This is a genomic window from Mycobacterium sp. SMC-14 (assembly GCF_046250075.1).
In the GTDB taxonomy this organism is placed as follows: domain Bacteria; phylum Actinomycetota; class Actinomycetes; order Mycobacteriales; family Mycobacteriaceae; genus Mycobacterium.
On the sequence record NZ_CP176429.1, the window covers coordinates 3,788,300 to 3,814,884 of the forward strand.

Annotated in this window: 25 protein-coding genes; 8 read left to right on the top strand and 17 right to left on the bottom strand. The window is 66.5% G+C overall.

The features are described from left to right. Positions 1–15: 15 nt before the first annotated feature. The 7 genes from ACKY0W_RS18015 to ACKY0W_RS18045 all read right to left on the bottom strand — a co-directional run bounded on the left by ACKY0W_RS18015 (position 16) and on the right by ACKY0W_RS18045 (position 7,598). Positions 16–1,524 (bottom strand): nitric oxide reductase activation protein NorD, encoded by a 1,509-nt coding sequence (locus ACKY0W_RS18015; protein WP_409435185.1) that lies wholly within the window; start codon positions 1,522–1,524, stop codon positions 16–18. 135 nt (positions 1,525–1,659) lie between these two features. Continuing rightward, positions 1,660–2,358 carry a hypothetical protein gene (locus tag ACKY0W_RS18020; protein WP_409435186.1) on the bottom strand — a complete coding sequence of 233 codons (699 nt, stop codon included), beginning with the start codon at positions 2,356–2,358 and terminating at the stop codon, positions 1,660–1,662. A gap of 77 nt (positions 2,359–2,435) precedes the next feature. Continuing rightward, positions 2,436–3,050 carry a TetR family transcriptional regulator gene (locus tag ACKY0W_RS18025; RefSeq protein ID WP_409435187.1) on the bottom strand — a complete coding sequence of 205 codons (615 nt, stop codon included), beginning with the start codon at positions 3,048–3,050 and terminating at the stop codon, positions 2,436–2,438. A gap of 83 nt (positions 3,051–3,133) precedes the next feature. Further along, the gene (locus tag ACKY0W_RS18030) at positions 3,134–3,316 is read right to left on the bottom strand and encodes a bacterioferritin-associated ferredoxin (protein ID WP_409435188.1); all 183 of its coding nucleotides are present in this window, start codon (positions 3,314–3,316) and stop codon (positions 3,134–3,136) included. 6 nt (positions 3,317–3,322) lie between these two features. After that, positions 3,323–4,786 carry a FadD3 family acyl-CoA ligase gene (locus ACKY0W_RS18035; protein WP_409435189.1) on the bottom strand — a complete coding sequence of 488 codons (1,464 nt, stop codon included), beginning with the start codon at positions 4,784–4,786 and terminating at the stop codon, positions 3,323–3,325. Between the two features lie 2 nt (positions 4,787–4,788). Beyond that, on the bottom strand, positions 4,789–5,979 hold the full coding sequence (locus ACKY0W_RS18040) for an amidohydrolase family protein (RefSeq protein WP_409435190.1): 1,191 nt from the start codon (positions 5,977–5,979) through the stop codon (positions 4,789–4,791). 35 nt (positions 5,980–6,014) lie between these two features. After that, positions 6,015–7,598 carry an AMP-binding protein gene (locus ACKY0W_RS18045; RefSeq protein WP_409435191.1) on the bottom strand — a complete coding sequence of 528 codons (1,584 nt, stop codon included), beginning with the start codon at positions 7,596–7,598 and terminating at the stop codon, positions 6,015–6,017. A 57-nt stretch (positions 7,599–7,655) separates the two neighbouring features. Between ACKY0W_RS18045 and ACKY0W_RS18050 the strand changes: the two genes are divergently transcribed. Next, a complete protein-coding gene (locus ACKY0W_RS18050) occupies positions 7,656–8,399 on the top strand; it encodes an enoyl-CoA hydratase/isomerase family protein (RefSeq protein WP_409435192.1) in 744 nt (247 codons plus the stop codon). Here the strand turns inward: ACKY0W_RS18050 and ACKY0W_RS18055 are convergent. Further along, the gene (locus ACKY0W_RS18055; RefSeq protein ID WP_409435193.1) at positions 8,396–9,049 is read right to left on the bottom strand and encodes a TetR family transcriptional regulator; all 654 of its coding nucleotides are present in this window, start codon (positions 9,047–9,049) and stop codon (positions 8,396–8,398) included. The genes ACKY0W_RS18050 and ACKY0W_RS18055 overlap by 4 nt on opposite strands. 137 nt (positions 9,050–9,186) lie before the next feature. Here ACKY0W_RS18055 and ACKY0W_RS18060 point away from each other — a divergent pair, with 137 nt between their 5' ends. Genes ACKY0W_RS18060 through ACKY0W_RS18085 form a run of 6 tightly spaced genes read left to right on the top strand, consistent with a single transcriptional unit; the run spans position 9,187 to position 15,285 of the window. Then, complete coding sequence (locus tag ACKY0W_RS18060; RefSeq protein WP_409435194.1) at positions 9,187–10,488, top strand: cytochrome P450; 1,302 nt, start codon at positions 9,187–9,189, stop codon at positions 10,486–10,488. 29 nt (positions 10,489–10,517) lie between these two features. Then, positions 10,518–11,720 carry a cytochrome P450 gene (locus tag ACKY0W_RS18065; protein ID WP_409435195.1) on the top strand — a complete coding sequence of 401 codons (1,203 nt, stop codon included), beginning with the start codon at positions 10,518–10,520 and terminating at the stop codon, positions 11,718–11,720. Between the two features lie 34 nt (positions 11,721–11,754). Beyond that, complete coding sequence (locus ACKY0W_RS18070; RefSeq protein ID WP_409435196.1) at positions 11,755–12,594, top strand: mycofactocin-coupled SDR family oxidoreductase; 840 nt, start codon at positions 11,755–11,757, stop codon at positions 12,592–12,594. A 47-nt stretch (positions 12,595–12,641) separates the two neighbouring features. Continuing rightward, the gene (locus ACKY0W_RS18075; protein ID WP_409435197.1) at positions 12,642–13,670 is read left to right on the top strand and encodes a phosphotransferase; all 1,029 of its coding nucleotides are present in this window, start codon (positions 12,642–12,644) and stop codon (positions 13,668–13,670) included. 50 nt (positions 13,671–13,720) lie between these two features. Beyond that, the gene (locus ACKY0W_RS18080) at positions 13,721–14,224 is read left to right on the top strand and encodes an SRPBCC family protein (protein WP_409435198.1); all 504 of its coding nucleotides are present in this window, start codon (positions 13,721–13,723) and stop codon (positions 14,222–14,224) included. After that, complete coding sequence (locus ACKY0W_RS18085) at positions 14,224–15,285, top strand: LLM class flavin-dependent oxidoreductase (protein WP_409435199.1); 1,062 nt, start codon at positions 14,224–14,226, stop codon at positions 15,283–15,285. The genes ACKY0W_RS18080 and ACKY0W_RS18085 overlap by 1 nt, the downstream gene beginning before the upstream one ends. A gap of 8 nt (positions 15,286–15,293) precedes the next feature. On the opposite strand, the gene ACKY0W_RS18090 is transcribed toward ACKY0W_RS18085, so the two are convergent. The 9 genes from ACKY0W_RS18090 to ACKY0W_RS18130 are packed head-to-tail and all read right to left on the bottom strand — an operon-like array spanning position 15,294 to position 25,182. Then, positions 15,294–17,696 (bottom strand): CoA transferase, encoded by a 2,403-nt coding sequence (locus ACKY0W_RS18090; protein ID WP_409435200.1) that lies wholly within the window; start codon positions 17,694–17,696, stop codon positions 15,294–15,296. Positions 17,697–17,700: 4 nt separating this feature from the next. Beyond that, positions 17,701–18,666 carry an enoyl-CoA hydratase/isomerase family protein gene (locus tag ACKY0W_RS18095; protein ID WP_409435201.1) on the bottom strand — a complete coding sequence of 322 codons (966 nt, stop codon included), beginning with the start codon at positions 18,664–18,666 and terminating at the stop codon, positions 17,701–17,703. A gap of 15 nt (positions 18,667–18,681) precedes the next feature. After that, positions 18,682–19,797, bottom strand: coding sequence for a M24 family metallopeptidase (locus tag ACKY0W_RS18100; RefSeq protein ID WP_409435202.1), 1,116 nt, complete (start codon positions 19,795–19,797; stop codon positions 18,682–18,684). Continuing rightward, positions 19,787–21,001: a M24 family metallopeptidase gene (locus ACKY0W_RS18105; protein ID WP_409435203.1), complete on the bottom strand. Its 1,215-nt coding sequence runs from the start codon at positions 20,999–21,001 to the stop codon at positions 19,787–19,789. Before ACKY0W_RS18105 ends, ACKY0W_RS18100 begins: the two co-directional genes overlap by 11 nt. Next, entirely contained in the window at positions 21,001–22,182 is a 1,182-nt protein-coding gene (locus ACKY0W_RS18110; protein WP_409435204.1) for an amidohydrolase family protein, read from the bottom strand. The genes ACKY0W_RS18105 and ACKY0W_RS18110 overlap by 1 nt, the downstream gene beginning before the upstream one ends. A 24-nt stretch (positions 22,183–22,206) precedes the next feature. Further along, positions 22,207–23,397: a cytochrome P450 gene (locus tag ACKY0W_RS18115; RefSeq protein WP_409437839.1), complete on the bottom strand. Its 1,191-nt coding sequence runs from the start codon at positions 23,395–23,397 to the stop codon at positions 22,207–22,209. A gap of 50 nt (positions 23,398–23,447) precedes the next feature. Then, a complete protein-coding gene (locus ACKY0W_RS18120) occupies positions 23,448–23,645 on the bottom strand; it encodes a ferredoxin (RefSeq protein WP_409435205.1) in 198 nt (65 codons plus the stop codon). Beyond that, positions 23,642–24,307, bottom strand: a complete 666-nt coding sequence (locus tag ACKY0W_RS18125) for a TetR family transcriptional regulator (protein WP_409435206.1) — start codon at positions 24,305–24,307, stop codon at positions 23,642–23,644. The genes ACKY0W_RS18120 and ACKY0W_RS18125 overlap by 4 nt, the downstream gene beginning before the upstream one ends. Before the next feature lie 44 nt (positions 24,308–24,351). Then, positions 24,352–25,182, bottom strand: coding sequence for an SDR family NAD(P)-dependent oxidoreductase (locus tag ACKY0W_RS18130; protein WP_409435207.1), 831 nt, complete (start codon positions 25,180–25,182; stop codon positions 24,352–24,354). Between the two features lie 152 nt (positions 25,183–25,334). On the opposite strand from ACKY0W_RS18130, the gene ACKY0W_RS18135 reads away from it, so the two are divergent. Beyond that, positions 25,335–26,585 carry an HNH endonuclease signature motif containing protein gene (locus ACKY0W_RS18135; protein WP_409435208.1) on the top strand — a complete coding sequence of 417 codons (1,251 nt, stop codon included), beginning with the start codon at positions 25,335–25,337 and terminating at the stop codon, positions 26,583–26,585.

Below are 26,585 nucleotides of genomic sequence, written 5' to 3' on the forward strand. Positions count from 1 at the left end.
CTCGCGCGTCGTCGGTCATGCTGCGGTCAGTTCGCGGTGCACGTGGGCCAGTACTCGCGGTAGCTCCGCGACGCGCCGAATCCGTTGGGAGCGGCGCGGTCCGAACACTTCAGGCAAGGGGTCCACGCGCACCGGTCCGACTCCGACGTAGTACACGCACACACCGGCCCGGTCGGCTTCTTCGACGGCGTGCGCGACATCGGCCCAGGCGTATCGGCCTTCGTAGCCTTCGTCGGACATCAGCCCGTCGCCGATCATGAGGAGCAGCCGCCGTTCTCCGGCCTGGGCGAGCAGCCGGCTGGTCAGATGCCGCAGCGGTGCACCCAGTCGGGTGTAGCCACCGGTCCGCAGTCCCAGGCCGCTCGGCGCCACGAAATTCCGGTCACCGAAATCCTTGAGGCAGTGCACTTCCACGTGGTGGCGGGTGTTGCCGGTGAACGCGAAGACTCCGTGGCGCTGACGCGCGCTGGTCATTGCTCCTGAGAGCGCGTCCGCGCAGGCCAGTTCCAGGCCGAACAGCCGACCACCGTGCACGCCCAGCGACGAGCTCGCATCGAGCAGCACCGCGACGGTCACATCCCTATCCGCCGGCAGCAGCTCCCGGAAGATCCGGGGTTCCCCCGCCGCCCCGGCCAACACGTCCAGGCGGTGGCTGACGTAGGCATCCACGTCGAGGTCTGATCCGTCGGCGAGCCGATTGGTCATGGCACGGACGGTGTGTTGTTCGAACCACTTCCGCAGATCGACCGCGGCCGGGGACGGCTCGCCCGATGGCGTGCGCCGGTCGTATTCCACGACGGCGACATGGTCGGGTAGCAGGGCGCCGGTGTGCATGCTCCACTCCGGGTATGGGATCCCCGGTCGCCGCTCACGGCCGAGAAAGCGATCATCGTCTTGCGGCCGGCTCGGTGGCGGCATGGTGGTGTTGCGGACTCCCCCGTCACCGCCCACCGGTACCGAATACGGGCGGGGGCGCCGCTTTTGGTTGCTGGACCAGGGCATGCGGCCGAGTCGGCGTACCGAGGAAGCCAGTCGCCCCGGCTCGGTCCAGGCAGCCGGCAGTGTCCCCGTCAGCGGATGCCCGGATAGCGACTGCCCGTTGCGCGCCGTCGCGATCGCACGATCGAACATCTCGGCGGCCTGCATCTCGGGATCCGCGGGGACGAGATCCGGCAGCACCCGCCGCAGCTCGGCCACCAGTCCCGGCCAGCGCACGGCGACCCAGCCGAGGGCCACCTGCGCCTCGACGAGCGTTAAGGCTTGACGCTCACGCGGCGACAGGTCGGCCAATCGGTACTGCGCGATTCTCTCCTTGGAGGGTGAGCATTGCAACGCCACCCCGCAGGTCAGCGTCCGTCTGGTCCAGCCCGGTTCCGCGGGATGGGGAACATAGACGGTGGACAGGTTCGGGTTGAGGCTGAAACCTCTTCGGGCGCCGGTCATCAACCGTGCACCGTCGCGGCGTCGATCGCTCAGTGCGACGGCCGTCAGCGCGCAGCTGGTCTCCAGCGCCAGGGGGTCCACGCCTACCCCGGTCAGAAGGTTCCGATGCTGGAGAACATCCAGTACCAGAAAGCGATGATCAAACACGTTCCGCCCCATGCGGCGACGTAACGGAGAATCTCCCAGAGCCAGGTCATCACAGTTTCCTATCGTCGGTCAGTCGGAGAAGATCTCCCGGTTGACGGTGTGCAGGTACGGGATCGCCAAAAACGGTGTGATGTAGAAAATGTCGTAGAGCCACCAACCGATTACCGGGAACACCACACCGGCGTAACGCACATCGGCATACATGGTCATGTTGAACACGTAGCCGATCCAGATGAGCACGCCCATCCAGCAGGTCACCACCATCCACTGATGACCCCACCGTTTCATCTGCAGAAACCCGATCGCCGCCGCGATGCGCATGGTGAAGACGGTGAAGATCAGCCCGATCTCCCAGCCCTTCTCCCCCGGGCCGGCAGCTCCGCCGATCCACAACTCGTTGTAGTGCCAGAAATAGCCGCCGTCGAACATCGCGCCCCAGCCGTTGAGCAGCACCCGGGCCAGCAGGGTGTGGCCGGCCACCATGTCCAGTGCCCAGCCCACGGCGTTGATCGCGGCGTCGATGATCACCAGATAGCCCAGCAGCGTCACCAGCATTGGCCGCACGGTCAGTCCGTCGCGCTGAGCTTTGCGCTGCAACCAGATTCCCCGGAGAAACAGCGGGAGGCCGAAGATCCCGGCCGCCGCCGTGCCGATGAGCATGCCGCCACAGATCAGCCACCGGTCTGCTCGGCGCTGGGCAGCCTGTGACAGCTCCAGATGCTCATCGAGCCCGAGCCCGTCGCGCAGTTGCTGCGGTGCAGTAGGCAATAGCCGCCCCTCGCCGTTTGTGGAACGCCTACGACGGTAGGGACCTTACTGACTTAAGTCAATGACTTTTGGTGAGATCAGCGTGCGGCACCCAAGCCGCGCAAAGTCCTGGCCAAGTAGTCGGCGACCAACTCCGGCCGGTTCGGCCAGTCGTGGGTGGTGATGAGTAGGGCGTAGAGACCGAGCAGGAAGAACACCGCGCTGTTCATTGCGGCCACGTCGTCGTCGATCTCGCCACACTCACGCGCCACCTCGATACGCTCGGCGATCAACACGATCAGCGGGTGATGCTCGCCGTTCTCGGCGGGCGGTCGGGTAGGCGAGAAGTGCAGTGCCAGGAATTCGGTGAACAGCGGATCGCCCAGGCGCCGCTCCAGGTCGATGATCAGGCGGGTGGACTCAGCCAAGATGTCCGAAAGGCTTTGGTGCCCAGCAAGGAATTTCTCGAACTGCTTGGTGATTCGTTCCTCTTCCCGGCGCTCCAACTCCAGCAGCACATGCTCCTTGGTGGGGAAGTGAAAGAAGAACGTGCCGTGCGCGACGCCGGCGGCGGCCACGATGGCGCCGACGTCGGCCTGGGCCATCCCGGTCCGCTTGAATTCGGCGGTCGCCGCACCCAGCAGCCTCTCGCGCGTCTGTAGGCGCCGAGCTTCGCGCGCCGTCACCTTCTCTGACTTGTCCGCCACGGCCATGCCTTGATCCCTCTGTTCACCGACTCTGCGTCATCCGCCGCCACGACAGTATCGCCTCCCGGCGGCCGCGCATATTAGATGACTTAAGTCAGCATTCTGGATTCCCGCAGGGTCGTTGAGATCAGGGCCCGGATGTTGGTTCGGCAGCGTCCACACGCCGCTCCGGCACCGGTGCGCTCACCGACCTGTTTGGTGGTAGCTGCGCCGTCCCGGACGGCGTCGATCACCTGCTGGCTGGTCACCCCGGCACACAAGCAGACGTACACGAGCCGTCACGCCCCGGTCTCGAAGACCCTTGTCTCCAGCTGAGCCTTATCCACCTTGCCGGTGGCGTTCAGCGGCAGTGCCTCGACGAAACACACCGAGCGCGGCACCTTGAACCCGGCCATGCGGTCTCGGCTCCAGGCGATCAATGCCTCCTCGGAGAGCTGCGCATCCGCGGCACTTCTCACCACAAACGCCTTGCCCACCTGGCCCATCCGCTCATCGGGCACGCCGATCACCGCAACCTGCGAGATCCCCGGATGTTCCAGCAGGAAGCCCTCGATCTCGGCGGGATAGGCGTTGAATCCGCCGACGATGAACATGTCCTTCTTGCGGCCGACGATCCGCAACCGGCCGGCGGCATCCAGCGTGCCGACGTCCCCGGTGTGCAACCAGCCTTCGGCGTCGATGGCCTCGGCGGTGGCCGCCGGGTCATCGAGGTAGCCCACCATCACGTTGTAGCCGCGCACCAAGACCTCGCCGTCGCCGGCGATACTCACCTCGATGTCTTCGCAGGCCTGCCCCGCCGTGGTCGCGATGTCCTCGAACGAGTCGCCCCGCCGGGAGGCCGTCACCGTACCGGCTTCGGTGAGGCCGTATCCGGTCATGATCGACCGGAACGGCAGCTCATTGCGGATCCTGCGGATCAGATCCACGGGGATGTCTGCGGCACCGGTGACCGCGGCACGCAGCGACGACAGGTCGCGAGTCCCGCGTGCATCCAACAGTGACTGATACAGCGTCGGCGGCCCCGGCAGCATGGTGATGCGTTCGGCTTCAATGAGTTCGGCCACGGTGTCAACGTCGAACACCCGCACCGGAACCATGGTGGCGCCCCGGATGCACGCCGCGAGGCAGCCCGCCTTGTAGCCGAATGTGTGGAAGTAGGGGTTGACCATCAGATACCGGTCACCCTCGCGCAGGTCGGCCAGGTCGCACCATTCGGCATAGAGCCGCAGGTTCTGTTGGTGGGTCATCATCACGCCTTTGGGCCGGCCGGTCGTACCCGAAGTGAAGATGATGTCGGCGACGTCGCCGCCACCGACACTGCGCTGCAGCGGCGAACCGCTGCTCAGGAAATCCGATCTCAGGTCGACCACCGGAACTCCGGGCGGAGCAATGAAATCCAGTCCGAGAAAGCCCTTCTCGACCAGCACCAGCTTGGCGCCGCTGCGACGGATGATGTCGTGGGCCTCGGCCGGTTTGAATCGGGTGTTGACCGGAACCAGAACCCCACCGGCGGTCAGCAGCCCGAACGCGGCGATGATCCAGTCCGCGGAATTCGGCGCCCAGATCGCGACCCGATCGCCCTTGGCGACACCCGCCGCGGCGAATGCGCCTGCCGCACAACGAACCCGGTCGGCCAGCGCAGCGAAGCTCAGCCGCAGGGGACCGTCGGCGATCGCCTCGGCGTCCCCGAAGCGATGGCCGGCGCTCAGGACCATCTCGGGAATGGTCTGCCAGCGTGGCACCGCTAGACGGTGACGAGCCGACCGAGGTTACCGCCCATGATCTTGGCCTGGTCCTCGATGGGCAAGTGCGACAGCGCGGTGATGTAGTGCGTCGGCTCGGCCAAACCCTCCGGGTGCGGCCAGTCCGAACCGTAGAGCACCTGCTCCACGCCCACCAGGTTGATCAGGTCGTCGATGCCCTCCTCGTAGAACGGGCTGACGTAGATCCGGTTCTTGATCTCCTCCATCGGGTTGCCCAGGAACGCCTCGGGCGCCTTCCGATAGACCTCGGTCATGGAGTCCAGCAGCGGGAACATCCACTTGGAGCCGGCTTCCACAATGCCGACCTTCAGCTTGGGGTGCCGGAACAGGGCACCGTGAATCACCCACGAAGCCACCGCATCCTGGATCGGGCGCCACTCATTGAGAATGCCCATCGCGTTGGTCTGGAACGGCAGCATCTCTTCCACCGAGCCGTCCCACTCGGAGGTGTAGCGGGAGTAGCCGCTGTCCGACGAGTGCATCCCGATGAAGACGTCGTGCGCGACGCACCTCTCCCAGAACGGGTCGAACTCGGGCAGCGCGAACGAACGCGGGCCGCGGAAGCCGGGCACCGGGGCCGGGCGGATCAGGATGGCGCGGGCACCGCGCTTGACCGCCCACTCCAGTTCCTCGATGGCCTTCTCGACGATCGGCAGCGTGATGACCGGCGTGGTGAAGATGCGATTCTGGTAGTTGAAGCCCCAGACCTCGTCCAACCACTGGTTCAGCGCGTGGATGATGACGTGGATGGTGACCGGATCATCGCGCAGCCGCTCCTCGATGAGGCTGGCCAGGGTCGGGAACATCAGCGAGCGGTCGATGCCCAGCTCGTTCATCAGCTCCAGCCGGGGGGCGGGCTCGAAGAACGCCGGAATGGACTTCATCGGCTCGCCGAACAGTTCGCGCTTGCTCTTGCCGTCGGGGTTGCCGTACTTGAAGTACTCCTCCCAGGCGCCCGGCTTGGCGACCACCGAGAAGGTGGGGTTCGGAATGTAGTTGCTGATCTGGCCGCGGATGGCGATCTTGGTGCGCCCGTTGATCTCCACGTACTGGACGACGTCCTTGTACTCCTTGGGCAAGTACTTGGTCAGCGCTTCCGGCGGTTCGTAAAGGTGGTTATCCGCATCGAACAAGGGGAACGGGACGTCCACGCGATGTGACAGTTGACCCATGAAATGCTCCTTTTCGGTTCATGAGAATCTTATTCTCACATAGGTGTCGTTGCAACACTCTCGGCGAGCTGGTTGCGGACCAGGTACTTCTGCACCTTGCCGCTGGCGGTGCGCGGGAAGTCCTCGACCTCACGCAGTTCCTCGGGCCACTTCTGCCGCGCGACGCCCATCCGCTCGAAGTGCTCCCGCACTTGCGCCATGGCCGGCAGCACACACCCCGGCTTGAGGCGTAGCACCGCGACCGCCCGCTCCCCCAGTCGGGCATCCGGCCCCGCGACCACGACCGCCTCGGCCACCGCCGGCATCGCCAACAGGACGTCCTCGACCTCCACGGCGCTGATGTTCTCGCCACCGCGGATGATCACATCGGCTTTGCGGTCGGTGATGGTCAGATACCCGTCGGCGTCGAGCACCCCGATGTCCCCGGTGTGATACCAGCCCTCGGCGTCGAACGCCGCCGCGGTCAGAGCGTCATCGGTGTAGCCCAGACACAGGTCTGGTCCGCGGCTCAGGATTTCGCCATCGTCGGCCAACCGCACCTCCACGCCGGGCCGCGCATCGCCGTCGGTGAACAATCGCTTGTCCTCGGGCGCGCTCGGGCCTGAACCGGTGATCGACGGATGCTCGGTGCTGCCGTAGGAGCGGAAGACGAAGATGCCCAGGTCGGCGAGTCGTCGGGTGACCGCCCCGGGCACGGTCGACCCACCCAGACCGACGTGGCGGATATGGCGCAGGTGCGCGTCGGTGAAGTCCGGGTGATCGAGCAGGCTGGTGACGAAGTACGGCGGACCGCCACCGATCGACACGCCTTGCCCGGCCATCAGCGCCAGCACCTTGGCGGGGTCCCAGACGTCGGCGAGGTCGATCGGCGCCCCCTCCAGTACCGGGATGAGGAACGCCCCGACCATGCCGATGAAGTGCCCGACCGGAGTGGCGGTGAGCTGCCGACCGCGATCCTTGGGGTAGTTGGCCAGCAGCTGGCGGGTCTCGCAGCACAGGGTCTGGTGACTGTGGATCACGCCCTTGGGTTCGCGGGTGGTCCCGGAGGTGAACGCGATCAACGCCGGCGCCCCGGGGTCGGCGTCCAGCGTGCCCACCATCGGTTCGTCGGCGAGCAGGTCTTCGAAGTCGACAACGTTCCCGCCCACCACGCTCACGTCTCTCCCGCCCACCACCCCGACGATCGGGACGTCGGCGCACAGCTCGGGCCGAAAGCTCATCCGCCCGAACCGCTCGGCGGTGATGAACACCCGCGGCCGGCTGGCGGACAGGATGAAGCCCAGTTCCCGTGGGCCGTAGAAGTGCACGACGGGCACCACGACCGCGCCCAGAAACGCCGCCGCCCAGAATGCCGCGGCGGCCTCCATCCAGTTGGGCAGCTGCAGGGCCACCACGTCACCCGGGCCGACTCCGCGGGCCCGCAGCCCGGCCGCCAGCCGGCGGGCAACGAGCTCCACGTCGGCAAAACTTCCCCGCCACGGCCGTACCGCCGAGTGCACCTCGAACCCGGTCTCGGCGCTCGCCGCCAGCCCGGCGGCGAGCAGGTCACCGAGGGTTTCGCGGGTCCACCATCCCTGCTCTTCATAGCGCCGCACCAGGTCGGCAGGAATATTTCGCATCTTGCCCGTGATGCTATTCTCCGTTTTTGAGAATGCCAATATCTTGAGTGGAGAGCCATGGGCCAGGACTGTCCGGACGAGCTGGACGTACACGTGGATGACGGCCTGGCCATCATCACCATCGACCGGCCCCAGGCACGCAACGCCATCGCCCCCGAAACCATGGAGCAACTCGACCGGGCGCTGGACAAGGTCGCCGGGGCTCAGGCGCTGGTGATCACCGGCGGCGGCGACCGCGCCTTCGTCTCCGGCGGGGACCTCAAGCAGCTCGCCGCCCTGCGCACCGAGGCCGAAGCGGCGGCGATGGCCTGGCGGATGCGCACGCTGTGCGATCGGATCGCCGCGTTCCCGGCACCGGTGATCGCCGCCTTGAACGGCCACGCATTAGGCGGTGGCGCCGAAGTCGCGGTCGCCGCCGACATCCGCATCGCGGCCGCGGACATCAAGATCGGGTTCAATCAGGTGTCACTGGCGATCATGCCGGCGTGGGGTGGCGCCGAGCGGCTGGGCAAACTGGTCGGACACAGTCAGGCACTGCTGCTGGCCGGCACCGGAACCATGCTGGACGCTCCGGCGGCCGAACGCATCGGCCTGATCAACCGGGTGGTTCCCCGGGAGTCTTTCGACGCCGAATGGCGTGCCCTGGCCCGGTCATTGGCCAATCCCTCGGCCGGTGAGATCAAGCGCGTGCTCGGTGGCGCATCGGCAGACGAGGCGGTGGCGGCATTCGCCCGGTTGTGGGTCGCCGACGCGCATTGGGAGGCCGCGGATCGCCTCCAACAAGGCCGGAAGCAGCGCTAATGCGGGGCGGGCCCCGTGGCCAGCGCGACGCCGGCGAGCGGCGCGCGCGGTGGCGGGTCGCCCTCGAGCCGTTGCAGCCAGCGCTCGACGAACTCCACGGTCTCGGCATGGCCGAGGGTCATGCCCAGCGCCTCCTGCTCGATGATCAGCATCCGCGAGGCGCTGGTCATGAGCACCATCAACACCGTCGGCGGGAACTCCCCGTCGTCGACGCCATACCGGGCAAACAGCCCGGAGACCGCCGCGATCTGTTCGGCGCGCAGCCGCTCGGCGTAATTGGCGATCTCGGCCCGCAAGGCCTCACGCTCGTTGGCCACGGTGATGAATTGCATGGTCAGCGCCGTCCACGCCGGGTCGGTGTTGAATCGCCACAGCGCCCAGAGCGGCTGCGGCGACGCCAACACCGCCGCCTGTTCGGCCAACCCCTGATCGCCGCGCCGGCGGAACATCGCCAGGAACAGGTCGTCCATGGTGCGGAAGTAATAGTGCACGAGCTGATGCTTGAGGCCGGCCCGCTCGGCGACACGACGCGAACTCACCGCGCCGGCGCCGGCGGTCAGCAGAAGCTCTTCGGCAGCGTCGAGCAACAGGGTCCGGTTCTTCGCGTCCGGTGCCCCAATTCTGCGCTGTCCCTTAGCCGATTCGGACATACAGTTCGCTCCGCATCGTTGTCGTCACCTTTACATGTCCGGCGGCCATCGTAGTGGCGTCGCAACCCTTGACCCCCCAACCCCGCCCATGCTAAGCAGGTGCACAGCAGCTGTCAGCCCGTTCTGCAGAGAGGTCCATGTTGACTGACTTCGCGACGATCGACTTCTTCACCGATCAGTCCCTGGTACCCGATCCCCACCCGTACTTCGACTATCTGCGGGCTCAGAACCCGGTCACGCCGCTGGGCGTGTACGACGTGGTCGCGGTAACCGGCCACGAAGAGGCCAACGAGATCTACCGCGACTCCGACACCTACTCCAACCTGGTCGCGGTCGGCGGACCGTTCCCGCCGCTGCCGTTCACCCCCGAGGGCGACGACATCAGCGCTCAGATCGAGGCCAACCGCCACCTGATGCCGATGACCGAGCACATGGTGACGATGGACCCGCCGATGCACACCAAGGCCCGATCGATATTGAGCCGGCTGCTCACGCCCAAGCGGCTCAAGGAGAATCAGGACTTCATGTGGCAGCTGGCCGATCGCCAGCTCGACTACTTCATCGACAGCGGCAGCTGCGAATTCCTCACCTCCTACGCCCGCCCGTTCGCCATGCTGGTGGTCGCCGACCTGCTGGGTGTGCCCGAAGAGGACCGGCCGGTGTTCCAGGAAGTGCTCGGCGCACCACAGCCCGGTGCCCGCATCGGCGCGCTGGACCATGAGGAGCTCGCCCACGATCCGCTGGCCTGGCTGGATGACAAGTTCAGCCGCTACCTGTCTGACCGGCGGGAAAGCCCACGCGGCGACGTGCTGACCGACCTGGCCACCGCCACCTATGAGGACGGCTCGATTCCCGAGATCGCCGACGTGGTCAAGAGCGCCACGTTCCTGTTCGGTGCCGGTCAGGAGACCACCACCAAACTGCTCAGTGCCGCATTGCGATTCATGGCCGAGGACCCGGCCCTGGTCGAGCAGCTGCGCAGCGACCGTAGCAAGATCCCGAACTTCCTCGAGGAGACCCTGCGGCTGGAAAGCCCGGTGAAGACCGACCCCCGATTGGTGCGCAAGACCACCACGCTGGGCGGGGTGGAGCTGAAGGCCGGCACCGTCGTGGTGATGTTCCCCGGCGCGGTCAACCGCGATCCACGCAAGTTCGACGACCCGCACGAACTGCGGATCGACCGTCCCAATGTGCGCGAGCACCTGGCTTTCGCCCGCGGCAGCCACACCTGCCCGGGCTCACCGCTGGCACGCGCCGAGAGCCGCATCTCGTTGGAACGAATCCTGGATCGCATGACCGATATCCGGCTCGACGAATCCCAACACGGCCCGGCCGGCGAGCGCCGGTTCACCTTCGAGCCGACTTTCATCCTGCGCGGATTGACCGAACTGCACCTGGAATTCACCCCGGTGGCGGCTCCGGTCACCGCCGGCCTGTAGACCGCAGCTCCGCCGAAGGGACGAACAACATGACGGTGACCACCACCGACGAAGCGCGCTATGACCCGTATGACGTTGACCTCAACAGCGATCCGTACCCGATGTTTCGCCGGCTTCGCGAAGAGGCACCGCTGTACTACAACGCCGAGCACGATTTCTACGCGCTGAGCCGCTTCGACGACGTCAACAAGGCCCTGGTCGATCACCAGACGTTCAGCTCGGCGCGCGGCGCGATTCTGGAACTGATCAAGGCCAACACCCCGATTCCGCCGGGGCTGATTCTGTTCGAGGATCCGCCCATCCACGACATTCACCGCAAGCTGCTGGCCCGAATGTTCACCCCGCGCAAGATCTCCGAACTCGAATCCAAGATCCGCGAGTACTGCGCCCGTTGCCTGGATCCGCTGATCGGTACCGGACGCCTCGATTTCGTGGCCGACCTGGGCGCGCAGATGCCCATGCGGGTGATCGGCATGCTGGTGGGCATTCCCGAAGCAGATCAGGAGGTCATCCGGGACCGCTCGAATGACAACATGCGCACCGAGGCCGGCAAGCCGATGACGGTCGCATCCGAGGGATTTGATGACGGATCGATCTTCGCCGACTATCTGGACTGGCGCGTCGAGCACCCGTCCGACGACATCATGACCGAACTGCTCAATGTCGAATTCACCGACGAATCCGGCACCACTCGGCGGCTGACCCGCGACGAGCTGCTGATGTACGTGATGCTGGTGGCCGGGGCCGGAAACGAGACCACCACCCGGCTGATCGGCTGGACCGGCAAGGTGCTGGCCGAGCATCCCGACCAGCGCCGCGCGTTGGTGGCAAACCCGGCCTTGGTCCCGCAGGCGATCGAAGAGCTGTTGCGCTACGAGCCACCGGCACCGCACGTGGCGCGCTACGTCACCCGGGATGTGGAGTACTACGGCCAGACCGTGCCCGAGGGCAGCGTGATGATGATGCTGATCGGCGCGGCCAACCGCGACCACCGCCGATTCGCCCCCGACGGTGACGTTTTCGACATCCACCGCGAGGCCCGCCAGCATCTGACTTTCAGCGTGGGCGCGCACTACTGCCTGGGTGCCGCACTGGCCCGCCTGGAAGGGCGTATCGCACTGGAGGAGATCCTCAAACGCTTCCCCGACTGGGAGGTCGATCTCACCAAGGCAGCGCTGTCACCGACTTCGACGGTCCGCGGGTGGGAGTCCATGCCCGCTTCGGTCGGATGAATCCACTTCTACTAGTTATGAATTGAGGGTTTCCATGGCTGGACGTGTTGAGGGCAAGGTCGCATTCGTCACCGGCGCGGCCCACGGTCAGGGCCGCAGCCACGCGGTGCGGCTGGCCGAGGAGGGCGCCGACATCATCGCGATCGACGTCTGTAAGCCGATCGTGCAGAACTCGCCCATTCCGCCGGCCACGCGTGCGGAACTGGCCGAGACCGTCGACCTGGTCAAGGCACGGGGGCGCCGGATCTTCACGGCCGAAGTCGATGTACGCGACTTCGACGGGCTCAAGGCCGCGGTGGACGCCGGCGTGGAGGAGCTGGGCGGCCTGGACATCATCGTTGCCAACGCCGGCATCGGCAACGGTGGCGACACCCTGGACCAGTGCAGCGAACACGACTGGCAGGAGATGATCGACATCAACCTGTCGGGCGTGTGGAAGACGGTCAAAGCGGGTGTCCCGCATCTTATTTCCAGCGGCAAGGGCGGGTCGATCATCCTGACCAGCTCGGTCGGCGGGCTGAAGGCCTACCCGCACTGCGGCAACTACGTCGCCGCCAAGCACGGCGTGGTGGGCATCATGCGCTCGTTCGCCGTCGAGTTGGGACACCAGAACATTCGCGTGAACACCGTGCACCCCACTCACGTCAGCACCGGCATGATCATGAACGAGGGCACCTGGAAGATGTTCCGCCCGGACCTCGAGAACCCGGGTCCCGACGACATGGCACCGATCTGCCAGATGTTCCACACCCTGCCGGTGCCGTGGGTGGACGCGATCGACATCAGCAACGCCGTGCTGTTCCTGGCCTCCGACGAGGCCCGCTACATCACCGGTGTCACCTTGCCGGTCGACGCGGGAAGCTGCCTGAAATAGCGCCGTCAGCCATCCCTGACAGTTGGGACGCGATATCTCCGGAGTGGATGACCGCTGCGATCAGAGGGCACCACCCCGGGGCGGTCGTGGATGCCGTGACGGTGGCATCCCGTGACGACGGCACTAACCGCCGAGCGCGCCTGGCCCTGAGCTATTCGTCCGGCAGCGGGCCGGCCACCGTGTTCGCCAAGGCGATCGACCCCGAGCATGCCGACTTGGTGGAACTGACCAGTGGCCTCTACCACGAGCCGCGGCTGTTTCTCTCCGATGTCGCATTGCCGCTTGACCATCCGACGGTCTATCGGGCGGTGATCGACGAACAGCGTCGCGACTTCCTGCTGATCATGGAGGACATCACCGTGGCGCGCGGGGCACAACCGTGCGATGCGACCCGTCCGCTCACCATCGACGAGGCAGCCCAAGGGGTGCGCGGCCTGGCCCGCCTGCATGGTGCGTTCTGGGGAGAGCGCATCAGCGGCAACCCCGCGCTGGGCTGGGTGGAGCCGTTCGTCCCGTTCGCCGGCCTGGAGCTGGCGCCGCTGGAGGTGGCCCACCAAAGGCTGGGTGACTCGGTGCCGTCCGAGATCACCGCTATGACCGGCACGGAGCTGTTCAGCGACACCTGGGCCCGCTACATCCGCAGCCTGGCCCGGGGACCGCAGACCCTGTTGCACGGCGATCCGCACGTCGGCAATACCTACCTGTTGCCCGACGGCGACGTCGGCTTCCTGGACTGGCAGATGGTGCGGCGCGGAAATTTCTCGCTGGATCTGGGCTATTTCCTACAGGGTGCGTTGACCGTCGACGACAGGCGCGCCGGAGAACGTGCGCTGCTCGAGGAATACCGGGGAGCCCTGGGCTTGCCAACCGTGCAGTTGCCGTCGGCCGACGAGATCTGGCTGCACTATCGGGCCTCGGCGGCGCATGGCCTGGCGATCTGGATCGCGACGCTGTCCGGTGGCGACAACTGGCAACGGCCGGACATCAGTCTGGCGTTCGCGCAGCGCTACGCCGCGGCGTTCACCGATCTGGACACCCGTGGCGCGCTGGACGCGCTGGACTCCTGCGCCTGTTGACCTCCCGCGAGCCATACACCCGCTGGGGCAGCAAGTGCGAGAATCTCCGCATGGAGTGGACCGGAGCCGTATACGCCGACGCACCGACGGTGGAGGTGTCCACCTGGATCGATGCCCCGCCGGAACGCGTCTGGGAACTGGCTAGCGACATCCACGCCGTCGCCGAGAGCAGTCAGGAACTTCAGCGCGTCGAATGGGCCGACGACGACGGGCCTCGGCTGGGCGCTCGGTTCACCGGATACAACCGGCATCCCGCCCTCGGGGAATGGTCCACGATCTCCGAGGTGGTCGAGTTCGAACCGCTGACGGTGTTCGGATGGGCAGTCAGTGATCCCGCCAATCCCACGTCCTCGTGGCGGTTGAGCCTGGCCCCGGAGGGTACCGGCACCCGGCTGACCGAATGGATGCAGCTGGGGCCCGCGCCGTCCGGGCTTTCGCTGGCCATCTCCGCGATGCCGGACAAGGAACAGAAGATCGTGTTCGTGCGGTTGCGCGAATTCGAGGCGAGTATGACGGCCACCCTCGATCACCTCAAACAGCGCGCCGAGCACTGATGCGCGCGGCCATCACGCTGGAAGCTGCCAGCGTCGGCAGCTGGGAGCACCAGAAGCTGCTGGTCCGCGAGGCGGAGAAGATGGGCCTGGACATCTGCTGGGTCGCCGAGGCGTGGGGCTCCGACGCGGTCTCCGCGCTGGGTTACTACGCCGCATGCACCGACCGCATGCTGCTGGGATCCGGAATCATCCAGCTGTCCACCCGCACTCCGGTCGCCATCGCCCAAGCCGCCATCACATTGTCCAACCTCTCTGGGGGACGGTTCCTGCTCGGTCTGGGCGCCTCGGGCCCGCAGGTCATCGAGGGGCTGCATGGTCAGCCGTTCGACGGACCACTCGGCCGGATGCGCGAGACCATCGAGATCATCCGGCAGGCGATCGCCGGAGATCGAATCGCCCATAGCGGCAAGCACTTCCAGATCCCCCGCACCGATTCAGCCACCAAGGCTATGCGGCTATCGATGCGCGCCGAACACCGGATTCCGCTGTATCTGGCCAGCCTGACCCCGGCGATGTTGACGCTGACCGGCGAAATCGCCGACGGCTGGCTGGGCACCAGCTTCGTGCCCGAGGGCGCCGACGCGGCCTACTTCACCCACCTCGACAACGGCCTGGCCCGCTCCGGGCGCACCCGAGCGGACCTGGACATCTGCCAGGGCGCGGAAGTGTCGTTCGCCAGCGACGAGAAGCATCTGAAGGAACTGATCGACAGCCGCAAGACCGAACTGGCCTTCAGCCTGGGCGGAATGGGTTCGACCAGCACCAATTTCTACAACCAGGCCTACAGTCGCCAGGGCTGGTCGGATGTCGCCGCCGCCGTGAAGAGGCGCTGGCAGGCCGGCGACCGGGAGGGCGCCGCCGCGCTGATCACCGACGAGATGGTGCTGGCCACCACCTTGATCGGCACCCCCGCAATGGTCCGGGATCGCCTGCAGGTCTGGTGCGACACCGGCGTGGACACCGTGCGGGTCTACCCGGCCGGCGAGCGCCTCGAAGATCGGATCGCCACGCTGGGCGCCGCGATCGAGCTGGTGCACTCGATCAAACCCACCGGGCGGTAGCGGCCCGGCTAGCCGGGTGAGCTGCCGATAACCCCGTCGGCCGCCAACGCGGCAATCTCAGTCGCGGAAAGTCCCAGCTCGCTGAGCAGCTCATGATTGTGCTCGCCCAGCAGCGGTGCGTGGCGGGTATGAATACGCTGCGGGCGCTGCGACATCCGGGCGGGCAGTGTGCTGTGCGGCGCGGGGCCGTTGACCGGGTGATCGACCTGTTCGAAGAAGCCCCGCTCGGCCAACTGCGCCAACTCGGTCTGGCGATGCGGTTGCATGACCTTGGCGACCGGAACGCCTGCGTTCCACAGTGGTTCGACGACGTCGTCGGCGCTGCGGGTCGCGCACCAGCCGGACAGCTCCTGGTCGATGAGGTCGTGGCGTGCGCGCCGTCCGGCCGCGTCCGCCAAGGCTGGATCGGCGGTCCAGGCCGGGTCACCCAGGGCGGCCCGCAGGCCGGTCCACTGCTCGTCGGTGGCCACCGCAATCGCGACCCAACAGTCTTCGCGGCCGAATTCGTCGACGCCGGCGGTCTGATAGAAGTTCTGCGGGGCGGCCGCGGGCCCACGATTTCCATCACGTTGCAACAGTGCACCGTTGGCGGAGTATTCGAGCACCTGCTCGGCCGCGATGTTGAGTGCGGCGTCGATCATGGCCGCCTCCACCAGTACGCCCTGCCCCGTGCGACGCCGATGCTCCAGGGCCAGCAAGAGCCCCGTCAGCGCATGCGCACCCGCGTTCGGGTCACCGATCGAATACGGCTCGTAGGGGTTGCGATCGGGGTAGCCGGTCAGCCAGCTCAGCCCGGCGGCGTCCTCGATGACATAGGCGAACGCCGGGTTGTCCCGCCACGGACCGTCCAGGCCGAATCCGGGCATCCGCAGCATGATCGCGTCGCTGCGCAGCGACTGCACGAATTCGAAGTCCAGACCTAGATTCTCGATGACACGGGGGGTGAAGTTCTCGACGATGACATCGCAGTCGGCGATCAGTCGGTGCAGCACGTCGCGGCCGGCCTGCGTCTGGAAGTCCAGCGTCAGGCCCTTCTTGTTGGTGTTGAGCGCGGAGAAGATCGGGGACTTCTCCCACCACGACTCCTCGCTGACCGGTATCCCGGCGATCAGCCGGGTGCCGTCGGGATGCCGGGTCGACTCGAGATGGATCACCTCGGCGCCGAGCATGGCCAGCAGGTGCGTGCACGACGGTCCGGCCCAGAAGGTGGTCATGTCCAGCACGCGTATGCCACTCAGCGGCAGCCGATCCCCAGCTGATTCCGAAGCCGGGGCGTCGCGCCGCGCCGGCGGCATCTGCCGGTAGTGGTCGGTGTGCTCACCCAGGCGCGGCGCCGACGTCGGTGCCTGTAGCGCCACACCGCTGAGCCGATAGGGCGGAACCGGCTGGAGGAACCCGTCTCGTGGATTGCGGGTGAACACCTGGCGATGCCGGAAATGGTCAAAGGTGGGTACGTTCTCCCCGTTGCCGACCGGCGAGTTGGGTATCCGGAACGCCGACGCCAGGTCGCGGACATCGTCGACCTTGTGACTGCGAACCCACTCGTACAGCTCCGCTGCGTGCAGGTTCGCCTGCTCGGTGATCGACAGCGGCGAGTTCTCGTCGATCCACTCGTCGTGACCCGACATCGCACACAGGTCGAACCACTGCTGCGCGGTGCCGCAGCCCAGCGCCACCAGACCGTCGGCGGCCTCGGACACACCGGGTACGGTCGGCCGGCGTTCGGACCGCCACGGGCGATCGAGGACCTGAAAGTAGGTGACGGGATAGTAAGTGAGACCGAGGATCTGGGCTTCCAGTGCGGACAGGTCGATCAGTTCCCCGCGGCCGTCACGCAGCGCGCGGACCCGCGACGCCAACGTCATCGCGGCCGCGTAGGCCCCAGCGAGCCAGTCGCCGACCTGCCCGCCGATGTGTACCGGAGCGCGGTCCTGCGAACCCCGCCCCAGTCCGACCGCTCCCCCCGACCAGGCCTGCAAGGTGAACTCGGTGGCCGGGCGGTCCCGCCACGACCCATGCAGTCCGAACGGCGTGATCGCGGTGACCACCAGGTGCGGGTGACGCCGGTGGATCTCGGCGGGCGCCAGCGACGGGTGGCGACCGACAGCTCCGTCGGGCGACCACACCGCCGCATCGGCGGATGCCAGCAGCCGGTGCACGAACTCGATGTCGTCGGCGTTGTCTGGGTCGGCGACGACACTGTGTTTGGAGCAGCCCAGGAAGCTGAACAGCACACCGCCGGCGTCGATGTCGACCTCGGCTCCCGAGGCCGACCATCCCCGCAACGAGTCACCATGCGGGGGTTCGACATCAACCACCGTCGCTCCCCCGTCGGCGAGCATCTTGGTGGCATAGGCGCCGGCGATACCGTCGGACAGGTCGACGACGGTGTAGCCGTGCAGTGGTTCCACGGCGTCAGGATTCCTTGTTGCGACTTGACTTGCTCAGCCGGAAGTCGGGGGGAAACCTCGAGTCATTGTCCTTGACCGCTCCGGACAGGCCGGATTCGATGGCATCGTCGAGCATCAGGTCATCAGCGTCGGGTGCCACGCCGGAGCCCATCGACTCGAAGAACGCCGACAGCAGACTGCCCATGTACTCGCCCTGGTGCTGCTTGTACACCTCGAAGAACATCTTCTGCATGAACACGGTGTCCACCGGGCGGTTGCGCGCGCAGGCCAGCGCGTACTTGTCGACCTCGGCTTCGAGCCCCTCACGCGGGACCACCTTGTTGAGGAAGTTGCACTTCTCCATGTCGGCGGCGGTGAAAGGCCTTCCGGTGAAAACCATTTCGGAGAACTTGCGCAGCCCCATCATCTGCACCCAGGTCCACATCCGCGGTCCCCAGCCGTAGTAGCGGAACGATGGGTGGCCGAACAGTGCGTCGTCGCTGGAGATCACCAGATCGGCGTCGGCGGCCTGATAGAAGTGCCAGCCGTAGCAGTAGCCCTTCGCTTCGACGATGCTGATCTTCTTGAGCTCCTGCAGCGGCCGGTTGCCGGCCTGCACGTTGGCGTACCAGGCGCTGATGGTGGCGCCGTTGCGAAAGGTGCCCTTGGGCGGATAGTTGACGTCCATGCCTTCCAAACGCAGCTCGGCCAACCTCTTTTCCGGCTCGTCTACGCCCTCCATGAACTCGGGAAGATCCGCACCGCTACCCAGGTTGTCCCCGACACCGCGGATCACCACGACTTTGACGTCGTTGTCCACGCTAGCTGCACGCAGCAGGTCCGCGTAGCGCAACCGCGCCGATGACGTCGGAGCATTGAGGTATTCGGGACGGTCGAACGTGATGGTGGCGATCTTGGTGGCCGGATCCTTGTGGTAGCGGATGATCTCTTCCGCGGATGGCCGCTCGGAAGGCCCTGGCGTGTCTGACATTCGCGAACTGCTCCTTCAACTCGGACTGGTGGTCAACACTTCGTGGCCGTCTTCGGTGATCAATACGGCCTCACGCCCGAATACCGCACCCACCCCGGGTTCGAACACATAGCCGGTGACGGCCAGCACCATGCCCGGCTCCAACCGCCCGGACGCCGCGGTCCGCGGCAGATGAGCCGACACCACCGGCGGGTCGAGTCCCAGACCCAGACCATGGGCCACCGGAATCGGCGGCAGCGGCTCCCCGGCGTCGGCGTAGGCACTCAGCAGCGCGCTGCACGATGCGCCGGGACGGCAGGCGCCGGACAGCCTCTCCCACAATCTGTCCCAGCGCCGGTAGAGAGCAGCGGTGTCAACGTCGGCCCCACCGCCAACCGGGAAGGTGCGTCCCACCTCGGCGAGGTAGCCGCCGGCGAGCACAGCTACCGAGATCGCTACCAGGTCACCGGTCCGGGCCCGGCCGTCGCCGCTCGCACGCCGCCACGGATGTTCCCGCGAGGTCATCCAGGCGACGTCTTGGTTGGCCGGGGTGCTGTCCCCTCCCGCGGCCATCGCCTCCATCAGCACCCCGGCCAACGTCTGTTCGCTGACGCCGTCTTCTACAGCGCCCGCCGCCGCTGCCAACGCCGACTCAGCGGCCGCCACCGCGGCCCGCAGCGCGGCGATCTCCTCGGCGGTCTTGATTGACCGCGCGGCCCGCATGGCGGGCTCCCCGTCAACGAGGTCCGCTTGCGGGAACGCCAGCGGGAGCAGTTGGGCGAACAGCGGTGACATCGCATCGGTTCCGACCCGTCGTGCGGTCAGCGCGCCGTCGAGATGCGCCAGCGCGGCAATGATGTTCGTCGGATTCCACGAAACCTCGTTCAGGTGATCGTGCGGAATATCCTCGGGTACACCTTGATCCGACGAGCTCAGCAGATGAACCGCGCCGCTCGCACGCACCAGTACGCAGTTGGGGGCAAACGAACGGGTGCCGGCCATCCAGCGTTGCGGAGTGCCGGCCAGGTAGCGGACATTGGCCTGGCGCCCCAACACCAGCACATCGAGATCATGGGCTTCCATCTGAGCCAGCGCGCGCTCGAGTCGCCCGCAACCCAACGCCAGCGCATCCGGCGCAACCTCAGTACGCATACGGCACCTGGGGGTCGTCGGTCAGCGAGAGGAAGCCGTCCTCGGTGACCACCACAACGTGCTTGCTGCGGTATCCGCCCGTGCCGTCCCCCCGTACCATCGGCTCCAGCACCAACACCATGCCCGGCTCGAACACAAAGTTCTCGTCGAACTCGGTACCCAGGTCGGTACCGATCATCGGCGCCTCACCCGCAGTCACGCCAAGGCCGTGGCCGAGGTAACCGTGCGGCAACCACGGCCGCCGTCCACCGTTGGCGGCCGTCGCCACCCGGGCCAGGTCTCCGGCGGTGACGCCGGCTCGCGTCGCGTCCAGCACCGCGGAGAGCACCGCATGCCACTGTCGAAACTGCGCATGCTGGTGTGGTTTCGGGTTGGCTCCGACGAACCGGGTGCATCCGAAGGCCGAGCAGTATCCGCCGTAGCTGATCGAGGCATCAGACCACACCACGTCACCCACGGTCAGCTCCCGATCGGAGGGCGACAGCGGCAGGTCACCGGGGGCTCTGCCGTCGCTCATCACCTGCCAGATCGGTTCGAGCATGATGGCGTCGGCGCCGAGTTCGAAAGCCCGCCGCAGGAAGTGCGCCGACAGGTCGCGTGGCCGGACACCGGGATCCAGCGTCGCGTGCACCGCGTCCATCGCCAGTGCGGTGACCCGGCATGCGGTGCGGATGTACGACAGTTCATCGGCGGTTTTGGTCAGTTTGGCGGCGTTGACCACCTGCGCCGCGTCGACCGGTCGGCGCGCCGCGAACAGCCGCTGGTGGGCACGCCGCATGGCACCGGTGCATTCATCGACCCCGACCACTGCGGCACTTGGGATCAGTTCGGCGATGGCTCGGGCGAATTGGTCGACGCCTTCGTCGCATTCGAGAAACGCCGGTGCGTGCAGGTGGTCGGCGGCCAGATCTGTGTCCCAGGCGTTCCGCAGCGGGGCGAACAGATGCGGGTACGGGTCGTCGGCAAGCACCACGGCGACCGGTCGATCGATGTGGGACAGGCCGGCGTCACCCAGCCGCCAGCTGGTACCGGTGGCATAGGTGACGGCGTTGTTGCCCAACAGCACCAGGGCATCGATGCCCCGCTCGGCCATCGCCGCTCGCAGCCGCGCGCCCGTTTCCCGGCGCAGCCGGGCTCGGTCCGGGACTTCTGCGATCTCTACGCCGCCGGCCACGGCCGACAGCGTTGCCGCAGCAGCCACCATCAGACACCCAGGAATGCTTTGATGTTGGCGCTCACCACTTTCGCCGCCTCCTGCGGTCCCAGTGCTGCGACAACGCCGGCCAGCGACTTCTCCGAGTAGCCGAAGGTGCTCTCGTTGTGCGGGTAGTCCGACGACCACATCACCTTGTCCACCCCGATCTGGTCGATCAGTCGCAGGCCAAGGGGGTCAACCATGAACGAGGCGCTCATGTGGGTGTCCCAATAGTGCCGGATGTCGTGCCGCAGCTGGTGGGTGAACATGTGTTGGTAGGAGGCGAGTAGGTGTTCGGCGTCCTGCAAAGCGGTGGGAACCCAAGCGATCCCACCTTCGAACCAGCCGATCCTCAGTGCCGGGTGACGGTCCAGAATGCCGGAGAAGATGTACTTGGCGAACTGCTCGCGGAATGAGTCGACGTTGACCATCATGCCCACTACCACGCTGTTGACTTCGCAGGGCGTCTTCGGCGGGGTTTCACCGATGTGGTGGGTGATAGGCAACCCGGCCTGCTCGATCTCGTCCCACACCGGATCCATCACCCGGGCACCGAAGTCGATGATGTTGCCGTCGTCGTCCTTGCCGGGGTTCAGCGGCAGTAGGAATGTCTTGAGTCCCAGGGATTTCAGTTCGTCTAGCGTGCGCCGGGTACCGGCGGGGTCCCACCAGTTGATCAGACCCACCCCGTAGAAGTGACCTTTCGACCGCTCCTGCAGCTCCGCCATGTACTCGTTGTAGATGCGGAACACCCGCTCCCGCAGTTCCTTGTCGGGAAAGTGAAACAGCGCCAGCACCGCGTTGGGGAACGCCAGTTCCTTGTCGACGCCGTCGGTGGCCAGCTCCTGGATCCGGGCCTCGATATTGCTGCTGGCCGCACCGGCCAGATCGTCGTATTGCATCAGGACCGCCGAGAAGTCGCCCGGCAGGAATGACTGTCCCTTGCGACCGACCATGTACGCGCCGTCCTCGTACCAGATCCGGGGCGCCTTGTCCTTGAGGTCCTCGGGAAACCGCTGATAGAAGATGTCGTCGGCGATCGAGATGTGATTGTCGGCGGAGAACACCTCGGTTCCCGCAGGCAGCCCGACGTTACCGATGCCCGCCTCCGCCTGGCCGTGCCGGTCCTTGGGCGCCCCGTAACCGCCGGCGGGATAGAACGCGACGTGCTGAGTTGATGTGCTGGACATATCAATCCACTTCCAATCGGGCGGTTACCAGGTGACGGGGAGCTCGTAGACGCCGTATGCGAGCCGGTCGTTCTTGAACGGGATCTCGTCGATGTCCACCGCCAGCTTCAGGGTGGGGATGCGCTGGAACAGGGCGCGGAAGGCGATCACCATTTCGGCGCGGGCCAGCTGCTGACCGACGCACTGGTGCGGGCCGAACCCGAACGCCATGTGCTGGCGGGCCGGGCGCGCCAGGTCCAGCGCGTCCGGGTCGGGGAAGACCGAGGCGTCCCAATTGGCCGGCGCCAAGTCGATGATGATGCCCTCGCCGGCGCGAATGGTCTCGCCGGCGATCTCGATGTCATCGAGGGCGACCCGGCGCTGCCCGTTCTGGATGATGGACAGGTAGCGCAGCAGTTCCTCGACGGCGTTGGCGATCGCGGCGTCGTCGCCGTCGCGGAACACCGCGGTCTTCTCGGCAATCCTGTCGGGCTCGCGCAACAGCGCCGCGATGCCCAGGCCGATCATGTTCGCGGTGGTCTCATGTCCGGCGATGAGCATCCCCGTGCCCAGCTGGGTGGCCTCCCGTACCGACAGATCACCGTTCGACACGCGCTTACCCAGGTCGGAGACCATGTCCTCTGCCGGGTCGGCCATCTTGGCCTCCAACAACCGCACCAGGTACTTGGACAGTTCGGTGGCGCCCGCGGCAAGGTCGTCGGAGGTGGCGTAGCGATCCACCCCCATGGTGGCGTGCTGCTGGAAGAACTCGTGGTCCTCATACGGCACGCCCAGCAGTTCGCTGATCACCAGGGAGGGAATCGGCAGCGCGAATCCCTCGATCAGGTCGGCCGGTTGCGGACCGGCCAAGATCGCGTCGATGTATTCGTCGGTGATCCGTTGCGCCACTGGCTTCATCGCCTCGACGCGCTTCATGGTCAGTGCGGGCGAGAGGATTCGGCGATACCGGATGTGCTCGGCGCCGTCGGAGGTGAAGACCGACTTGGGGCGGTGATCGACACTGGCGCGCATACCCTCGTTCCAGTGCGGGAAGCCGGGCTGATGATCGTCGACGCTGACGCGGGGATCGGAGAACAGGGTGCGCACCGCCTCGTAGCCGGTGATCAGCCACGGCGTGCTGCCGTCCCAGATCCGCACCCGGCTCAGCGGCCGCTGCGCGGCCAGCGCCATGGTCTCCGGCGGCGGCGCAAAGGGGCACCGGCCATCGCGGCTCATCGGGTACTCCGGTGTTGCGGTACTGGCAATGGTGGACGCTTCGGTCACGCTCACTCCTCGACGATCTTGATGGCTCCGGACGGACAGACGCGGGCCGCCTGGCGCACGGCGTCGGCCAACTCCTGCGGCGGGGACTCATCGAGCAGGACGACGACGCCGTCCTCATCACGCTGGTCGAACACGCGTGGAGCAAAGCCCACGCATTGCCCCGATGACGCGCAGATGTCTTGTTCGGCAGTCACTTTCATCGCGACCCTCGCCGAACTCCGGTTACCGGAGCGAGCCACAGCCCCACGATTGCGTCGATCAGGTCGGACCCGGCTTCGGTCCAGCTGGCGGATGTCGACGCCCCGGACGCCAGCGCTCGTTCGTGTTCGGCGCAGGTGTGCATCAACAGGTTTCGGGCCATCACATTGCGGGCCTGGTGGACCCGGACCGGAAGATCTGGAAGGCAGGCGTTGATGCCATCGACGACCTGCACCAGAGACGGCGAGCTCAACGCGTCCTTGACGACGATGTTGTGGTAGGCCGGATCGGCCATCACCTGCGCGGCAAATCGCGCGTACCAGGTCGGATTGCCCAATGCGGCAAGGTGATCGGTGAGCGGGCGGACCAGGCACGACACCCAGTGGCGCAGTTCGGTGGACTCCACCGCAGCCGACACCATCTCTTCGCGCAGCCGCTCGACCGGCACCCGGTGGCGGCGCTCGATCTCGCGAACCAGGTCGGTCTTTGTGCCGAAGTGGTACCCGACGGCGGCGTTGTTGCCCTGGCCGGCAGCTTCACTGACCTGCCGGTTGGAAACCGCGAAAACACCATGTTCGGCGAACAGCTGTTCGGCCGCGGTCAGGATCGCCTCCCGCGTGCTGTTGGCCCGCTCAGCCCGCACGGCTCGATCAGCGGTAGTCACGACGCCAGTCAATCGTGGTTCACGTTTTAAGTCAAGCGATTGATTTAATTGTCTGCGCCGTCCGCCGGCTTGCTGCGCCGCCGGATCGCTTTGCCCGCGACAGTCCCGCCGTCCACCGGCAGCACCACGCCGGTCACGTACCGGGAGCGTTCACCGGCGAGGTACAGCGCGGCTTCGGCGACGTCGGCCGCGGTGCCCTCCCGCTTCAGGGGCCGGTCGGCCCGCATCGTCTCTCGAATCGCCGCTTCGTACCGTGCCAGGTCATCCGGGTCCAGGTTCGTCGCCGCCGACGACGCCACGAATGGCGTCGGAACGTTGCCGGGCGCAATGGCATTGACTCGGATGTCGTAGTGGGCCAACTCAATCGCCGCGGACTTGGTGAATTGGATGACCGCGGCTTTCGAGGCACGATAGGTCATCACCCCGCCGCCGGCCTGGATGCCGCCGATCGAGGTCAGATTGAGTATCGACCCGCCGCCGGCCTTGGACATCTGCCGGGCCGCGTCGCGGGTGCCGGCCATCACGCCGAGCACGTTGACCGCCATGATGCGGTGGAAGTCAGCCAGGTCGTCGTCGAGGAACCTGTTGTGCATGGTGCCAGACACCCCGGCGTTGTTGACCATGATGTCCAGTGCCCCGAACGTCTCGACGGCCGTTTCGACCAGCGCGCCCACTTGGGCCGGTTCGGAGACGTCGGCGACCCGGAAGGTCGCATCGGCACCGAGTTGTCCCGCGAGTGCTTCGCCGCGTTCGCGATCCAGATCGGCGACGACGACGCGTGCTCCCTCGGCGAGGAATCGCTCGGCAATCCCGCGGCCGATACCCGATGCACCTCCGGTGACGACTGCCACCTTGCCGGCCAATTCGTTGCCCATCTGCGCCCTTCCGCTGCTACCGCGCCCGTCGTTCGACTCAACCCGTTTCCCGGTGTTCAGTCAAGCGACTGATTTAAATGGCCTGTCGACCGAGAGTCGGCAGCCAGATTCGGCGGCACAGAATTGTCAGACCCCCCTGCGATGATGAAGTCATGTCTTCGATCGCAGTTCCGGACGCCACGGGGTTGTCGCCCGCTCAGCGTCTTGAGGTGTTGTTCGGCGAGTTGGCGGAGTTGACCGGGCAGCGCAACGCGATCGATGGACGCATCGTGGAGATCGTCGCCGAGATCGAACGCGACAAGTTGTGGGGTGTGACCGGGGGGCGCTCGATCCCGGCACTGGTGGCCTGGAAGACCGGGGTGTCACCGGGCAACGCCCACACGATCGCGACCGTGGCGCACCGGCTCGACGAATTCCCCCGCTGCGTGCAGGGCATGCGGGACGGCAGAGTCTCCCTGGACCAGGTCGGTGTCATCGCGCAGCGAGCCGCCGACGGCTCCGATGAGCACTATGCCCAGCTGGCCGGGGTGGCCACCGTCAGCCAGCTGCGAACCGCAGTCAAACTCGAACCACGCCCAGAACCCGATCCCCGACCCGAGCCGGCACGCTCGATCACCAAAACCAGTGACGAACACGGCTCCTGCTGGCGGATCAAACTGAACCCCCTGGATGCGGCGAAGTTCGACGCCGCCCTGCAGTCGCACCTGGACGCGCTGATGGCGCAATGGAAACACGACCACGACAACGACGACCGCGGCTCAGAGCATCGGCCTGCGCTGCCCACCACCGCTGATGCGTTCATGCGTCTGGTCGAAGCCGGATGGGACGCCGAGGCCGTCCGCCGCCCCCACGGCCACCACACCACCGTGGTCGCCCACCTCGACATCAACGACCGAGCAGCAGCCCTGCACCTGGGCCCACTGCTCACCGACGACGAACGCCAATACCTGCTGTGCGACGCCACCTTCGAGGCGTGGTTCGAGCGCAACGGTGAGGTCATCGGCGCCGGCCGTACTACCCGCGCAATCAGCCGCCGGCTACGGCGTGCCCTTGAGCACCGCGACCGCTGCTGCGTGGTTCCCGGCTGCGGTGCCACCCGTGGCCTGCATGCTCATCACATCCGGCACTGGGAAGACGGCGGCGAAACCGAACTCAACAACCTGGTGCTGGTCTGCCCCTACCATCATCGGCTGCACCATCGCGGTCTGATCACCATCACCGGACCGGCCACCCACCTCATCGTCACCGACAACAGCGACCGACCACTGAGCGCCGCATCGCTGGCACGCCCACCCAAGCAATCCCCGCCCGCGGTGGCACCGTGTCCTGGGCCCACCGGCGAACGCGCCCAATGGTGGTGGTACCAACCATTCCAACCGCAAGCACCACCAATCACGAACTAG